The organism is Methyloversatilis discipulorum (assembly GCF_000385375.1).
In the GTDB taxonomy this organism is placed as follows: domain Bacteria; phylum Pseudomonadota; class Gammaproteobacteria; order Burkholderiales; family Rhodocyclaceae; genus Methyloversatilis; species Methyloversatilis discipulorum_A.
Window position 1 is genome coordinate 1,612,817 of record NZ_ARVV01000001.1, and the last position, 15,276, is coordinate 1,628,092.

Here is a 15,276-nt window from a genome sequence, read left to right on the forward strand (position 1 = left end):
TAGGATGCGTCCGCTTTGTCTGCGCAAGCCTTGGGCTGGACGAGCAACTCGGATGCCGACGGGGCGCAGCGGTTCGGACGTTGCCGTCCGAACCGCTGTCTTCCGCACAGTGTGTTGCTGACCGTCAGCTTGTGGCATCCAGAGTGGCACGCACCTCGCTGAGCGCGTACTTCCTGAGCAGGTCGCCGTTTTCCCACACGGTCACCATCGCATCTTCGAAGCGGGCGGTGTCGTGCCACACGCCATCCTCGATCAAGGCCGTTCTCAGCTCACCCGTTTCGCGGTTGCGCAGCACGGTCATCCGGCCCCGCTTCGACGCCTTGCCCGGATCGGTCACCGGGTTCTTCCAGACGTCACGCCATTCGCCGTTGACGCGGATCGCCGAGCACTTCATCGCGAACTTGAGCGTGTCCCGGTTCACCTGCTGGAGCAGGCCACCTCCCATGCCGAAGGCGATGTTGTCCGCGCTGTAGCCGTTCAACTTCAACGTGGCGAGGATGTCGCGCACGGTGCGGTCGTTGATGCCGTCACCCTGGATGAGTCGCACATTGCGCAGGACTTTGTAGCCCTTGCCGTTCATATCGGCGCCGAACCGCTTTTCGAGCAGGCGCGCACAGCGCAGAACCACCTCGATCGGGTCGCCGGAATCCGGTCTGACGACGAGCATTGCTCCGGAGTCGATCACTTCCTGACGCAAGGCTTCGCCCCAGAGATGGTCGACCGCGTTGTAAATGTCGGTGGAGTCGGACACGCAGGCGAAGATCGCACCTGGCTTGCCGAACTGACGGATCATGTTGCGATAGGCCTCGACTTCGGCTTCCGGTCCCCAGCTCGTGATCGTGGAGTGCTCGGCCGCGGGAATTGAGTAGCCCGCCATCGGTTCGTCGTAGTAGACGCGTCCAGCGAGCACGGCTGCGAGCGTGTCGGTACCGCGGAAGGCAACGAGGTGGGCGAGGCCACCGCGTGCCGCGGTCTGCGGACTCGATACGCCCCGATAACCGAAATCGTGCAGCTTAAAGGGCAACTGGCTTGCCGCGTCGTCGGACGTCTCGTCAAGAAAACTCGCGATGACCTTGCGCACCGACCACGAGAGCGTTGCGACCGTCACCGGATACCAGAGCTGAAGCATCAGCGTCTCCACATAGGACACTGCCCACGCGAGTTCCGGATCAGTCGACTCGACCGTCACCATGGGCACGCTGGCGGGCACCACGGTACCCTCGGGCAGCGCACGGATGCGCAGCGGCCAGTAGCCATCGTGCGTGTCGACGATGCGCAGGAAGCCCGCTTCATTGAAAGGCTCACCATGCGCCGCGGCGATCTCCTTCGCGATTGCCACGTCCTCGCGGGTGATCCGCCGTGCAAAGAAGTCGAGCAGGATCATCTGCAGGCCGAACATGACCGAGCGATCGAACTTGCCGCCCCGCGATTCGATGTAGGAAAACATGCCATCCGTGCCCGCCGGGTACTGAACCCAGTGCGACAGCTTGTAGCTGTCGGTGCCCAGGATGGGGTTGTCGAGGATGCTGCGGGTGCTGTCGTTGTAGAACATGGTTTGAGACTCCCTCAAACGTTGGCTGAAGCAGAGCGTCTGTCGCTCCGCGGCGGGGTGGAGAGATCGGTCAGACCCCTCCGATGAAATAGTTGATGATGTCGAAGTGGTCCTCGAACAGCATGGAGCGCATGCCTTCCAGCTGAGCCAGCGGAAACCACTGCGCCTTGTCCGCGTCGTCGCCGCCTTTGACGCGCGGCAGCTCGCCGGCCGGGAAATCGAAGTGAAATGCATGCGTGACGGTGCGTCCGCGCAGACTGCGGCTCGGGTGATCGAACACATGTGAGGCGGTGATCGATCCGCGCAGCACCTTCTCAGGCAACTTGAGTCCGGTCTCCTCGACCAGCTCGCGAATGGCCGCATCCTGCAGCCGCTCGTCCTGACCCACAAACCCACCCGGCAGCGCCCACAGGCCTTTGCCTGGCGCAGCGCGCCGCCGGATGAGCAGGATATGGCCGGAGTGCACGACCACCGCATCGGTGGTGACGAAGGTGGGCGGGTAGGGCGCTGCGCTCCACGCCGCGCGGTAGTCGCGGATGAACCGCCACTCTCCCGCCAGTCGCTCGTACTCGGCGGAGGCGCGGAAGGTCTTCAGCCAGGCGATGACCGGCTCCGGTACCGAAGCCTCGAGTTTCATCCACGGACCGCGGTCGGCGCTGTCGTCGCCGCTCAGGCCGAAGTAGATGTCGCGCAGCTCGGTGGCGGACAGACCATCAACGAAACCGACCGAGACACGCGACCACTGGGGGAACATGTCCAGATAGAACGAGGACGCGTCCTTGCTGAGGCCAATCAGGCCGATGGCCGTGGCAGCCGGATCCGCACCCGTCTCGGTGACCGCAGCGCTCACCGTGCGCTGCACGTCGAGCAGCCACTGCGCGTCGTTGTACATGCGGTCAGCAACCGAGGCGACGATGACGCGCGCAGCGGCGTCCTTCGACAGGCTGTGACGGATCATTACCTTCCGTTCGTTCACCGTCCACGGATCCTTGATCGATCGAGGCCGATCGGCAGAGCCGAGCACAACGATGACCTTGTCCGCGAGTTCGAGCGCACGCTCGATACTGGCGATGTGACCCACATGAGGCGGCGTCAGACGGCCGATGTAAACAATGAAATCGAATCGTGCACGCGAGGTGCCGGGTACTGACTTGGACATCTTGGACTCCCCAAGAGGTGTTGATCGGATCCGTCTGTCGGATCGTGTCCGGACGATAGCCGTTGCGCTCGGCAGTGACAAGTGACTTTTTTGTCACAGGGCCGGAAACGACGAGTGCCTTGCGGTCCGGCGGTCTCAGTGCCAACTGCGAACGAATGGGATAGGAGCTGGGCATCGGCACTCCCGGAGGAAGAGGGGCGCACCCGTGTCGACGCGCCAGAAGGGCGCAGATTTGACCGCCCGTAAGGCGACAGCTACGCATGACCTGTCACCTGTCGGCGCGTAAACGGAAAAAGGCCCGCATCGCTGCGGGCCTTTTGGTGTCTTGGCTCCCCGACCTGGGCTCGAACCAGGGACCTACGGATTAACAGTCCGGCGCTCTACCGACTGAGCTATCGGGGAAGAAAGAGGCCGCAACTATAGACAGCCTTCCGACAATCGTCAAGCGATTGATGGGATATTTTCTTCGGGCTGAATGTGCGGTCACTCGGCACCCGAGTCGATTTATGATCGCGTCACCGCTGCCTGCAAGACTGTCTGGCAGCCACAACCGCATGACTTCATCTCTTCAGCGTCGGTGATCCAGCCGGCGCGGCAAGGCGGCCAGCGCGCATCCATGAACGAAAATGCTGTTTACGTAAAGACCGAGGCCGGCGAAGAGGCGGTGAGCAAGCGCACCATCGTCCAGCGCAACCTGCGCTCCATCCTGATCATGATCGACGGGCGCACGCCTGTCGGCAATCTGGCTCAGCAGTTTGGCGATCCGCTCATCGTCGAAGGTCTGGTCGGCGAACTGGAGCACCGCGGACTGGTGCGCCGGATCGACGCGCCCACGCAGGGCGAGGAGGCGGACCGCGCCGAGCTGTCGTCCATGCTGGTCGATATCGAGGATCTGGTCAGCCAGCCGATCACGCCGGTGTCGGACGACATCCGGCGGGCGCACGAGAAAGCGTCCGCGAAGGAATCGCCGGTGCTCGACGAGTTCGCAATGGCCTTGCCCGAGCTGGCGGCGCCGGCACCGGCGAATGCCCCGGCACCGGCTGCAGCACTGTCTGCGGCCGACGATGTACGGGGTGCCATCCGTCGGGCGATGATGTCCGCCTCGCCGGATGCCGCAGCGTCGTCGGCGGAGCGCAGCGGCGGTGGCCTGCAGCGACTGTTCGATCTGTTTGCCGGACGTGTCGGCGACCGCAAGGGCCCCCCGGGTTCGCTCGGCAAGAAGATCGTCCTTTCCGCGGCGGCGCTGCTGGTGCTGCTGGTCGGCCTTTTCTTCCTTTATCCCTATCAGCGCCATCTGCCGCACTTCGAGTCCCTGGCGACCGAATTGCTGGGGCAGCCGGTGCGCATCGCTTCGGTTTCGCCCAGCCTGTTTCCCGAGCCGTCCATCGCACTCGAAGGGGTGACGGTGGGTGGGCCGGGGCAACTCGAAATCGGCGCGGTGAAGTTGCTGCCGCGTGTGTCCACGCTGCTGTCGGAACGCACCGTTCTGCGCGACGTGCGCATCGAGCGTGCGGCGCTGAATCTGTCTTTCCTGCCTGCGCTGTCGCGCCGCCAGGACATCAACTGGGCTTCGCGCTGGGTCACGGTCGAGCACGTCAGCATGGTCGACGCCAGCATCGTGCTGCTCGATGGTGCGATCGGCGCGCTCGGCGGCGATCTGGCGCTGGACGAGAACGGCGTGCTGACGCGTCTGTCGCTCGCCTCTGCCGACGGCGGGCTCAAGCTCCAGGGCAACAACGCTGGCGGTGTCTGGAGCGTGTCGATGACGGCGCTGGGCTGGCAGACCCCGGGCAAGCCTTCGCTGCTGTTCGACGTGCTGGAGGCACAGGGCACGCTGAACAGCCGCCGCCTGCAGTTCGACAAGCTGGATGTGAAGCTCTACGACGGTTACGCGACGGGCAGTGTGGCGCTGGACTTTGCCGACGTCGCAAGGTTCGAAGGGCAGTTGCAGACCTCCCGTCTGAGCCTCGGCGGCCTGCTGAAGGTGTTCGCGCCGACGCTGTTGCTGACCGGTGATCTGTCCTTGTCCCTGTCGCTGACCGGCGAGGGTCGGAACTACGAGGAATTGCAGAAGAACCTCCGTGGCACCGGCACGATGGGGGTGCAGCGCGGACAGATCGAGCGCGTCGATCTTGTGCAGGCGGTGCGCATCCCCCGGCCGGGTGGCGTGCGCGGCGGTAGTACGCGCTTCGATCGCCTGGACGCCAATGCGGTGGTCGACGCCAGCGGCGTGAGCCTGAGCCAGGTGGTGATGGAATCGGGCCTGGTCGGCGCCAACGGTACGCTGCGTCTTGCCGACGACACCCTGCGCGGGCGCCTCGATGTGACCTTGCAGGGCTCGGCAACGACGGTGCGCGCGCCGGTGAGCATAGAGGGGCCGTACGCGGATCCAGTGGTGAAGCTGCTGCGCTGAGCCGGAACATCCTGTTGCATCGCAGCGTGCAGCTTTTACTACGCGCTGTCATGCCTGCCGGTTAAAGTGACGGCTCCCCGAATCGCACAGGCGTTTGCATCATGACCATCCTGGTAACCGGCGGTGCCGGCTTCATCGGCAGCAACTTCGTTCTCGACTGGCTGGCTGGCAGCGATGAGCCGGTCGTCAACCTCGACGCGCTGACCTACGCGGGCAACCGCGCCAACCTGGCTTCGCTCGATGGCGACGGGCGGCATATCTTTGTGCACGGCGACATCTGCGACCGTGATCTGATCGACCGCCTGCTCGCGCAGCACCGTCCGCGCGCCATCGTGCATTTCGCCGCCGAATCGCACGTCGACCGCTCGATCCACGGCCCGGGCGAGTTCATGCGCACCAACGTCACCGGCACCTTTACGCTCCTCGAAGCGGCCCGTGGTTATTGGGGCGCACTCGAAGGCGACGACAAGGCCGCCTTCCGCTTCCACCACGTGAGCACCGACGAGGTCTATGGCTCGCTCAAGCCGACCGACCCGCCGTTTGCCGAAACCAATGCCTACGAACCGAACAGCCCCTACTCGGCGAGCAAGGCGGCGAGCGACCATCTGGTGCGCGCCTGGCACCACACCTACGGCCTGCCGGTGGTGACCACCAACTGTTCGAACAACTACGGCCCCTACCACTTTCCAGAGAAGCTGATCCCGCTCATCATCGTCAATGCGCTGGCCGGCAAGCCGCTGCCCGTGTATGGCGACGGCCAGCAGGTGCGCGACTGGCTGTACGTGAAGGACCACTGCGCGGCCATCCGCGAAGTGCTGGCGCGCGGGCGTCTGGGCGAGACCTACAACATCGGTGGCTGGAACGAGAAGCCGAACATCGACATCGTGCGCACCGTGTGCGCGCTGCTCGACGAAATGAAGCCGGATGCCGCCGGCCCCTACGAGCGGCTGATCACCTACGTGAAGGACCGCCCGGGCCACGACCGGCGCTACGCGATCGACGCGCGCAAGATCGAGCGCGAACTGGGCTGGAAGCCGGCGGAAACCTTCGACACCGGCATCCGCAAGACGGTGCGCTGGTATCTGGACAACCAGCCCTGGGTGCAGGACGTGCTCAGCGGCGGCTACCGCGACTGGGTGAGCAAGCAGTACGGCGGAGCGTCGGCATGAAGATCCTGCTGTTCGGCAAGGGCGGACAGGTTGGCTGGGAATTGCAGCGCGCGCTCGCGCCGCTGGGCGAGTTGATTGCGCTGGACTTCGATACCGCCGGCGATCTTTCCGGCGACTTCAGTCAGCCGGAGGCCGTGGCGGCGACCGTGCGCCGTGTGGCGCCGGATCTCATCGTCAATGCGGCTGCGCACACCGCGGTCGACAAGGCCGAGAGCGAGGCCGATCTGGCGCGCCTGATCAACGCCAGCACGCCTGGCCGCATCGCGCAGGAAGCGAAGGCACTCGGCGCCCACCTTATTCACTATTCGACGGATTACGTGTTCGACGGCAGTGGTGACGCGCCGCGCGACGAGACTGCGGCGACCGGGCCGCTCAGCGTCTATGGCCGTACCAAGCTGGAGGGAGAGCAGCTGATCGCAGCGTCCGGCGCCACTCACCTCATCCTGCGCACCAGCTGGGTCTATGCCGCGCGCGGCGGCAACTTCGCGAAGACCATGCTGAAGCTGGCGAAGGAGCGCGAACGGCTCACCGTGATCGCCGACCAGTTCGGCGCGCCGACCGGCGCCGAACTGCTGGCCGACGTCAGCGCACACGCTGCGCGCATGCTGCGCGCCCGGCCCGAACTGAGCGGGCTCTACCACTGCGTCGCCGCCGGCGAAACATCTTGGTACGGCTACGCCACACACGTGATCGAGCGCGCGCGCGCGGCCGGTCACGCGATCAAGGTTGCTCCGGACGCCATCCTGCCCATCCCGACCAGCGACTACCCGACGCCGGCCACGCGTCCGCTCAATTCACGGCTCGATACCCGTCGCCTGCGCGAGGTCTTCGGTCTCGTGCTGCCGCCCTGGCAGCAGGGCGTGGACCGGATGCTGGCCGAAATCCTCTGAACAGAATCAGGAGCACCCACATGACACGCAAGGGCATCGTACTGGCCGGTGGATCCGGCACGCGCCTGCACCCGGTGACGATCGCGGTATCGAAGCAGCTGATGCCGGTCTACGACAAGCCGATGATCTACTACCCGCTGTCGACGCTGATGCTCGCGGGCATACGCGAAGTGCTGGTGATTTCGACGCCGCAGGACACGCCGCGCTTCCAGTCCCTGCTGGGCGACGGTTCGGCCTGGGGCATGAAGATCGAATACGCGGTGCAGCCCAGCCCGGACGGCCTGGCGCAGGCCTTCATCATCGGCGAGGACTTCATCGGCGGCGGGCCGTCGGCGCTCGTGCTCGGCGACAACCTTTTCTACGGCCACGAATTCGCGCATGACCTGAAGTCGGCCAGCGCACGGGAGGCAGGGGCTACGGTATTCGCCTACGGCGTCACCGACCCGGAGCGCTACGGCGTGGTCGAGTTCGACGGCAACGGACGCGCGATCAGTCTGGAAGAGAAGCCGGCCAAGCCGCGCAGCCGCTACGCGGTGACCGGGCTGTACTTCTACGACGGTCAGGCGAGCGCGATTGCCCGTGGCTTGAAGCCGTCGCCGCGTGGCGAACTCGAAATCACCGACCTGAATCGCGTGTATCTGGAGCGCGGCGAACTGGAAGTGCAGGTGATGGGCCGCGGTCACGCCTGGCTGGACACCGGCACGCACGACTCGCTGATCGAGGCGGCGCAGTTCATCCAGACACTGGAGAAGCGTCAGGGCCTGAAGATATCGTGCCCGGAAGAGATCGCCTGGCGCCAGGGCTGGATCGATTCCGAGCAGCTGAACAAGATCGCCACCCCGCTGGCCAAGAGCGGTTACGGCCAGTACCTGCTGCGCATCATTGACGAACAGGTGTTCTGATGAAGGTGATCGAAACCGGCATCGAAGGGTTGCTCGTGCTCGAACCGAAAGTGTTCGGCGACGCCCGCGGCTTCTTCATGGAAAGCTTCAACGCGCGCACCTTCGCCGAAGTGACCGGGCTGAAGCTGGACTTCGTGCAGGACAACCACTCGCGCAGCGGACGCGGCGTGCTGCGCGGACTGCACTACCAGGTGCGGCAACCGCAGGGCAAGCTGGTGCGCGTGTCGCAGGGGAGTGTGTTCGATGTCGCGGTCGACCTGCGCCGGTCATCGCCCACCTTCGGCCGCTGGTACGGCGTGGAACTGAGTGGCGAGAACCACCGCCAGTTCTGGGTGCCGGCCGGCTTCGCGCATGGTTTCTACGTGCTGAGCGAGTCGGCGGACTTCCTGTACAAGACAACCGACTACTACGCCCCGGAACACGAGCGCAGCCTTGCGTGGAACGACCCGACGGTCGGTGTGCAGTGGCCGCTGGCGGGCGAGCCGTTGCTGTCGGCCAAGGATGTCGCGGGCAAGCCGCTCGGTCAGTGCGAGGTGTTCGAAACGCTCTGAGACGAGACCGGCGTCGCGCCGGCGCTGTCGGGTTCGATGCTGTCTGCGGGATGGACGTTATTTAATGCGCCGGGTAATGCCCCGTTAACTCCCGGGATCGCGCTTAGTGGGACCCTCTTCCTCGTTCTCCACACGGGAGGGTTCCCATGACTGACCTCAAGAGCAGGCTGGCGCATGTCGCGCTTGCAGCCGGACTTGCTGCTTCCGCATTGAGCGCGGGTGCGGCAGTCGAAGACGACCGGCTGCTGGCGTCCCAGTGCCTGGGCTGCCACGCGGCGGACGCGTCCGGCAAGGGCGGTTTCGACCGCTTGAACGGCGAGACCGCCGCCGAAATCGCAGAAGAGCTGGCCGAAATGCGCGATTCGAGCAAGGAGCTCGACATCATGCACATGCAGGCGCGTGGCTATACCGATGATCAGATTCGACGCATTGCGGGCTGGTTCGCCGCTTATGCGCCTGGCTCAGGCACATCTCCCCGCTCGGAGGACAGCGACGACAGCGATACCCGGCAAAAGAGCAAGAGCTCGAAGAGCGTGCGCGTAAAGACGGTGTCCGCGACGAAGCCGCTGGCCAGAAGATCCGTCACGACGAAGCTTGTGACGAAGAAGCCGACCGTGCGGAAATCGAGTTGAGGGGCGCTGACATGAAATTCGAGACGATGTTCGAACAGCCGCTGAATCGACGCGGCTTCCTGGGAGCGCTGGGCAGCGCCGCGGTACTGGCGTCGGCGGGCCTGCCGAGGCCTGCTCGCGCGGCTGCAGCACGCATCGTGGTGGTGGGCGGCGGATTCGGCGGTGCGACGGCGGCGAAGTACATCGCGCTGTGGGGCGGCGCCGGTGTGTCGGTGACGTTGGTCGAGCCGAATGCACGGCATGTCTCGTGCATTCTGAGCAATCTGGTACTGAACGATCGGGTCAAGCTGGCTGGTCTGGGTTTCGGCTACGACCTCCTGAAACAGCGCTACGGCATCGAGGTCGTGGCAGACCGCGCGATGGCCGCTGATGCGGTGGCAGGAAAGCTGGATCTTGCGAGCGGGATTGCACTGGACTTCGACCGGCTGGTCATCGCGCCCGGCATCGGCTTTGATCCGGTGCCAGGTCTGGATACGCCGGAACAGAAAAATCTTGTGCCGCACGCGTGGGTGGCGGGACCACAGACCCAGGCGCTGCGCGACCAGTTGAATGCGATCCGCGACGGCGGCACGGTGGTGATGAGCATTCCGAAAGCGCCGTACCGCTGTCCGCCCGGGCCCTACGAGCGTGCCTGCGTGATCGCCGATTTCCTGAAGCGCCGCAAGCCCAGATCGAAGCTGGTCGTGCTGGACGCAAATGCAGATGTTCAGGCCGAGCCGATCATGTTCCACCGGGCTTTCGCCACGCTGTACCCAGGGCGGCTCGAATATGTACCGAACGCTGAAGTCAGGCGCGTGAGTTTCGAAGCGGGGCGAAAGCTGGCCTGGGTCAGTGATGGCATCGGTGGCGAGACCTCGTGGGCTGCCGACGTGCTGAATGTCATTCCGCGCAATACGGCGGCCCGGCTTGCGCACGATACAGGGGTGGTGAACCTGAATGGCCGCTGGGCCGGCGTGGATCCGCTGACCTACGAGTCGACCGCGGTGCCGCGCATACATGTGATCGGCGATGCCCAGGGTACCGGCATGCCGAAGGCCGGACACATTGCCAACTCGGAAGCGAAGATCTGCGCCGACGCCGTTGTGCGAATGATCAACGGCTGGCCCGTGGATGACGCTGTCCGCATGCAGAGCGTGGTGGCGAATTCCGCCTGTTTCAGCCCGATCACCTACGACACTGCGTCGTGGTTGAATGCCGTGTTTGCCTACGATCCGGCAACACGCCTGATGAAGCGGGTCGATGCGTCTTTCGGTGAGGCACCGGCGCGCAGCAAGGAGAACTACGAACAGATGATGAAGTGGGCTGCCCGCCTGTTTGACGACACCTTCGCCTGAGCCGCCGGGCATCGCATTGCGCCGCACAGGCTGCGCGTCTGCTGCGCGGATCGAATGACGACGGGCCCCGTGACGCCCTTGCCGCCGCGTGACGAGATGGCAAGGGCGTCGTCAGTTGACCGGTGATCCGGCGTGCGTTCGAGGTCAGGCTTCGTCGCGTTGTTCAGCAGCGGCCGCCTTGGCCGCCTTGTCCTCGGCCAGCATCTGCGCCCTTGTCTCCGGCGTTTCCAGGCTCACACGTCCGATCAGCCCGTCGCGGTAGTCCTGCAGCAGCGTGAACGCGGCTTTTTCCAGATCCGGTGCACCGCCCTTGATGCGGTAGCCGCGGCGCGCGGCGATGTGTTCGATCACTGCCACGCCGTCCATGTCCGGCGTGCAGCCGTAGCGGGCGGTCAGCATCTGCGGGTAACGCGCCTGCAGCAGGTTGCCGAGGAAGGTGGCGACCTCCTCGTCGATGATGGCGTTGCGGCCGATGGCGTGGCTGGCGGCCAGCATCAGGCCGTCGCTCTCGTGCTCGATCTTCGGCCACATCAGGCCAGGCGTGTCGTACAGCGTGAGCCGCGGATTCAGGTGGATGCGCTGGATGCTCTTGGTGATCGCCGGTTCGTCGCCGGTGGCGGCCACCTTCTTCTTCACCAGCGCATTCATCAGCGTCGATTTGCCGACGTTCGGAATGCCCATGATGATGACGCGCAGCGGCTTCAGATTGTCGTCGCGGTGCGGCGCGAGCGACTGCGCCAGCGACTGGATGCGGCCGGCGTCGCCCGGCTTGCGCGCCGAAATGGCGACCGCCTTGGTGTTCGGCTGGCTGTTGAAGAACTTGAGCCAGGCCGCGGTCACGTCGGGGTCGGCCAGGTCCGCCTTGTTCAGCAGCTTCAGGCAGGGCCGGTTCCGGTGCGTGCGGATGGCGTGGATCAGCGGATTGCTGCTTGCCTCCGGCAGGCGCGCGTCGAGCACCTCGACCACGACGTCGATCGATTTCATCGCGTCGGTCGCATGCTTGCGCGCGGCGGTCATGTGACCGGGGAACCACTGGATGGACATGTGAGGCGGGCGGGACAGCGGGAAAGGTCGTCATTCTACCGGTCGACGCGGTGCCTCGCCCTGAAACACCGGGACGCCTGATGCGGTCGAAGCGGACACTTCACAGGAGACCGCCATGCTCGTCCGCCTCATCTACGCCAGCAAGGTCCGCGATGGCCTCGCACCCGGCGACATCGACCACATCCTTGCCCGCTCGCAGGTGAACAACGCGCGCGTCGGCGTCACCGGGGCACTGTGCTACACCGGCGGCGTCTTCCTGCAGTGTCTGGAAGGCGGGCGGAGGGAGGTGAACGAGGTCTATCACCGCATCGTCGGCGACACGCGTCATCGCGATCCGGCCATTCTCGGCTTCACCGAGGTCACGGCGCGCGACTTCGCCGACTGGGCCATGGGATACGTCGGCTACACGGCCGATAACCGCGCGCTGTTCCTGAAGTACTGCCCACGTCCCGAATTCGACCCTTACACGATGAGCACGGCCTCGGTCGAGGCGCTGCTGCACGAACTGCTCGGCGTGGCGCGCTGGAAGACGGCGCGCACGGAACGCCCGAGCCCCTGAGTCGCGCCAACTGCCGACAGAACAGGTTCAACGCCTGCGGCGACCGATCCCGTCCGGCGTTGGCCTGTCAGCGGATCCGGCGGCGACACATCCGCCCGACCACCGCGAGGCCGGCCAACATCGACAGCCAGGTCGACGGTTCGGGCACAGGCGCCGCCATCAGGTTGGCGGCTGCCATCTGCGCGCCGATGTAACGGCCGACTTCGCCGGCACCGACCGGATCCGCCTCGTCGAAGGGCTGCGCCTCATTGTCCTCCGGATTGTAGGCACCCAGATACTCGTAGAACTCGTAGCGACGGATGACCGACTTCTTGTCGTCGAAATCAGCGGCAAGGGGCTTTTCGAGCAGCAGTTCGTCACCCTCGCCGTTGTCCTTGTCCGCCGGCTTGGCCTGGAACAGCACCCACTCGATTTCGGTTTCCGATTGTTCGCGCGGCACGACCGCGTTGTCGCTCAGCAGTTCTTCAAGTTCGACTTCGCGCTCGATCTCGGTCGTATAGACCTTGACCCACTGCGCCACGCCGTATTGTTCGCGGTCTTCCGCAGGTTCCGGTGCGATCACCGCCTGTACGACAGGCGGAGCTGCTGGCAGGCCGGGGTCGGCGGGGGCGGGATCGACGACCTGCCATGCCGGCGCGGCGATCAGGACGTTGCTGCCGACCGCGCTGATCTGGCCGGTGGCCGCGTCGCCCTTGAGCCAGCGGTACTGGGTACTGGTCGCGTTCTTGTTCAGACCGAGACCGAAGTGCTCGCAACCGCTGCCGGCGTAACCGGCACCGCCACCTGACCAGCAGCTGTGACCGTCGGTCGGCGAGAAACTGCTCGGCACCGGTGTTGCGGCCAGGAACAGTCCGCGGGCGCTGTCGTAGGCGGCGAGGTAGCGGACGAAGATGCCATCGGCGAAGCTGTCGATGCGCGGACTGCCGTAGCGGTTGTAATCGCCGCCGAAGGTGTAGCTGACGTCCGCCGCCGACACGCCGTGCAACTCGATCTCGAAGCCGTGCGTTTCAGAACCGGTGTCGTTATAAACGTCGAAATTGCTCAGGCTGCCGTACAAGGTCGGGCTGGCCAGTGTGGCGCCGGTGCCTCCGGCCAGAAGCGCGGCGACGATCCAGCGCGCGGTGTTCGATGATGTTCTGTGCATGGCGCTCTCCTCGTACCGAAGTGTGGGGGCAGCGTTTTCCGCGGACTGGTGACCCATCCGGGCAGGCGCTGCGCCTGTCGCGGAGCGAGTCAGCAACGAGCGACGCGCGCTGTCCGGCCGGACAATGCGCGTCGTCGTCCGGTGACGCGACCACGATCTGCCGCCATCGTCCTGCACGGACAATAACCATGCATTAAGTAGGGGTTAACGCTCTACCGGACTCCATCCGGCCCGCCGACGCCGGGGTTCGCCGGATCGCCAAGCCTTCGGGTCGGCAGCGGGCGCCGTGCGCCGGGGCGCTCAGGCGCTCAGGCGTATTCGACCGAACCATCCGATCGCGGGTCCGCCGCGCCTTCGGCCCGACCATCCGGATAACGCACGATCAGCCCGGCGTGTCCGGCGCTGTCGTCGAAATCGCTCAGCGATTCGATCGCGTGGCCGCGCGCGGCCAGCTGCTCGAACACCTCGGGGGCGAAGCGCGACTCGAGCTTCAGCGTTTCGCTGGCCGAACCCCAGGTGCGGCCGAGCAGCCAGCGCGGTGCCGACACGGCGTCCTGAACGCTGTCGCCGAAGACGAGATGGCGGGTGAACACGGTGGCCTGGAACTGCGGCTGGCCGTCGCCACCCATGCTGCCGTACACAACAGTGCGCCCGTCCTTCAGTTGCGCCATCGGCGGATTCAGCGTGTGGAAGGGCTTGCGGCAGGGGTCGAGCGCATTCAGCGCGCCCGCCTGCAGCGAAAAGCTGACGCCGCGGTTCTGCCACAGCACGCCGGTGTCGCCGGCCACGACGCCGCTGCCGAACTCGTGATAGATGCTCTGGATGAAACTTACCGCACGGCCTTCGCCATCGACGACGCCGAGCCAGACGGTATCGCCGGGCGCGGTGTTGACGCGGCCGCCGGCGCGCTCGGGGTCGATGCTGTCGGCAAGTGTGTCGAGGCATTCCGATGACAGCAGCGATTGCGCGTCGACACGCATGCGCGCCGGATCGGTCAGATAGCGGTCGCGGATGCGGAAGGCCTGACGGGTCGCCTCGACCACGCTGTGGATGTAGTCCACCGACTGTCCGTGCAGCCCCTTCAGTCCGAGTCGGTCGAGTTGCCCCAGTATCAGCAGCGACAGCAGGCCCTGGGTCGGTGGCGGCATGTTGTAGATGCGACCCAGGCTGTGCTCCAGCTCCAGCGGCGTGCGCCACTGCGCGCGGTGGGCCGCGAAGTCGGACAGCCGCAGCGGACTGCCGGCACGCTCCAGCGCCGACGCCATGCGCCGGGCCAGTTCGCCGGTATAGAAATCGGACAGACCTTCGCGCACGAGCTGCGACAGCGTGTCGGCCAGCCGCAGCTGGTAGAGCGTGCTGCCGGCCGCGGGCAAGTCGCCGTCGGGCATGAAGTTCAGCGCGAAACCGGGCTGCGGGCCGACCTCGGGTTCCTTCACGCGCAGACTGCGTGCCAGGTTCTCGGTCACCGTGACGCCGTTGCGCGCGTGATGTTCGGCGTCGCGCAGCAGGCGCGACAGCGGCAGTCGGCCACCGGCTTCGGCCGCTGCCTGCAGCGCGAGCTGCCAGCCGGAAACGGTGCCGGCCACGGTCAGTGCGGCCAGCGGGCCGCGGTTCGGGATGCGATCGCGCACGTCCTGGTCGGCGTACCAGGCGCGGCTCGCGAGTGCGGCAGAGGCGCCGCAGGCGTCGATCGCGCGCGGTGCCTCGCCCGGTTCGGCGATCAGCCAGAAGCCGTCGCCGCCGAGCGCGTTCATGTGCGGGTAGACGACGGCGATGGTGGCCGCTGCAGCGATCATTGCCTCGATGGCGTTGCCACCTTCGCGCATGACGTCGCGCGCAGATTCTGCGGCGAGGTGGTGGGGGGCGACGGCGATGCCGCCCGTGCTTGAAGTCATGTTTGGCTCCTGTTTCGGGTGGGCGCGAAGAA

General features: G+C 65.7%; 13 protein-coding genes and 1 tRNA gene. 8 read left to right on the forward strand and 6 right to left on the reverse strand.

What is annotated here, in order from left to right:
* Window positions 1–124: 124 nt before the first annotated feature.
* The 3 genes from METRZ18153_RS0107710 to METRZ18153_RS0107720 all read right to left on the reverse strand — a co-directional run bounded on the left by METRZ18153_RS0107710 (window position 125) and on the right by METRZ18153_RS0107720 (window position 3,113).
* The gene (locus tag METRZ18153_RS0107710; protein ID WP_020164180.1) at window positions 125–1,552 is read right to left on the reverse strand and encodes a nicotinate phosphoribosyltransferase; all 1,428 of its coding nucleotides are present in this window, start codon (window positions 1,550–1,552) and stop codon (window positions 125–127) included.
* Between the two features lie 70 nt (window positions 1,553–1,622).
* Window positions 1,623–2,711 (reverse strand): bifunctional nicotinamide-nucleotide adenylyltransferase/Nudix hydroxylase, encoded by a 1,089-nt coding sequence (locus METRZ18153_RS0107715; RefSeq protein ID WP_020164181.1) that lies wholly within the window; start codon window positions 2,709–2,711, stop codon window positions 1,623–1,625.
* Window positions 2,712–3,037: 326 nt separating this feature from the next.
* Window positions 3,038–3,113 (reverse strand) — tRNA-Asn (locus tag METRZ18153_RS0107720).
* Between the two features lie 214 nt (window positions 3,114–3,327).
* Here METRZ18153_RS0107720 and METRZ18153_RS0107725 point away from each other — a divergent pair.
* From METRZ18153_RS0107725 to METRZ18153_RS0107755, 7 genes are all read left to right on the forward strand, one after another.
* Window positions 3,328–5,124, forward strand: a complete 1,797-nt coding sequence (locus METRZ18153_RS0107725; RefSeq protein ID WP_020164182.1) for an AsmA-like C-terminal region-containing protein — start codon at window positions 3,328–3,330, stop codon at window positions 5,122–5,124.
* Between the two features lie 101 nt (window positions 5,125–5,225).
* Complete coding sequence (gene rfbB, locus METRZ18153_RS0107730) at window positions 5,226–6,293, forward strand: dTDP-glucose 4,6-dehydratase (RefSeq protein ID WP_020164183.1); 1,068 nt, start codon at window positions 5,226–5,228, stop codon at window positions 6,291–6,293.
* Window positions 6,290–7,183, forward strand: a complete 894-nt coding sequence (rfbD, locus tag METRZ18153_RS0107735; RefSeq protein ID WP_020164184.1) for a dTDP-4-dehydrorhamnose reductase — start codon at window positions 6,290–6,292, stop codon at window positions 7,181–7,183. The genes rfbB and rfbD overlap by 4 nt, the downstream gene beginning before the upstream one ends.
* Window positions 7,184–7,203: 20 nt before the next feature.
* The gene (gene rfbA, locus METRZ18153_RS0107740; RefSeq protein WP_020164185.1) at window positions 7,204–8,085 is read left to right on the forward strand and encodes a glucose-1-phosphate thymidylyltransferase RfbA; all 882 of its coding nucleotides are present in this window, start codon (window positions 7,204–7,206) and stop codon (window positions 8,083–8,085) included.
* Window positions 8,085–8,636, forward strand: a complete 552-nt coding sequence (gene rfbC / locus METRZ18153_RS0107745) for a dTDP-4-dehydrorhamnose 3,5-epimerase (protein WP_020164186.1) — start codon at window positions 8,085–8,087, stop codon at window positions 8,634–8,636. Before rfbA ends, rfbC begins: the two co-directional genes overlap by 1 nt.
* Window positions 8,637–8,782: 146 nt before the next feature.
* The gene (locus METRZ18153_RS20835; protein ID WP_043363812.1) at window positions 8,783–9,268 is read left to right on the forward strand and encodes a c-type cytochrome; all 486 of its coding nucleotides are present in this window, start codon (window positions 8,783–8,785) and stop codon (window positions 9,266–9,268) included.
* A gap of 11 nt (window positions 9,269–9,279) precedes the next feature.
* Window positions 9,280–10,602, forward strand: a complete 1,323-nt coding sequence (locus METRZ18153_RS0107755) for an FAD-dependent oxidoreductase (protein WP_020164188.1) — start codon at window positions 9,280–9,282, stop codon at window positions 10,600–10,602.
* Between the two features lie 144 nt (window positions 10,603–10,746).
* On the opposite strand, the gene ylqF is transcribed toward METRZ18153_RS0107755, so the two are convergent.
* Window positions 10,747–11,646: a ribosome biogenesis GTPase YlqF gene (ylqF, locus tag METRZ18153_RS0107760; RefSeq protein ID WP_020164189.1), complete on the reverse strand. Its 900-nt coding sequence runs from the start codon at window positions 11,644–11,646 to the stop codon at window positions 10,747–10,749.
* Between the two features lie 115 nt (window positions 11,647–11,761).
* On the opposite strand from ylqF, the gene METRZ18153_RS0107765 reads away from it, so the two are divergent.
* On the forward strand, window positions 11,762–12,205 hold the full coding sequence (locus METRZ18153_RS0107765; RefSeq protein ID WP_020164190.1) for a BLUF domain-containing protein: 444 nt from the start codon (window positions 11,762–11,764) through the stop codon (window positions 12,203–12,205).
* Between the two features lie 67 nt (window positions 12,206–12,272).
* On the opposite strand, the gene METRZ18153_RS0107770 is transcribed toward METRZ18153_RS0107765, so the two are convergent.
* Window positions 12,273–13,349, reverse strand: a complete 1,077-nt coding sequence (locus tag METRZ18153_RS0107770) for a PEP-CTERM sorting domain-containing protein (RefSeq protein ID WP_020164191.1) — start codon at window positions 13,347–13,349, stop codon at window positions 12,273–12,275.
* A gap of 308 nt (window positions 13,350–13,657) precedes the next feature.
* On the reverse strand, window positions 13,658–15,244 hold the full coding sequence (locus METRZ18153_RS0107775) for a gamma-glutamyltransferase family protein (RefSeq protein ID WP_020164192.1): 1,587 nt from the start codon (window positions 15,242–15,244) through the stop codon (window positions 13,658–13,660).
* Window positions 15,245–15,276 lie beyond the last annotated feature (32 nt).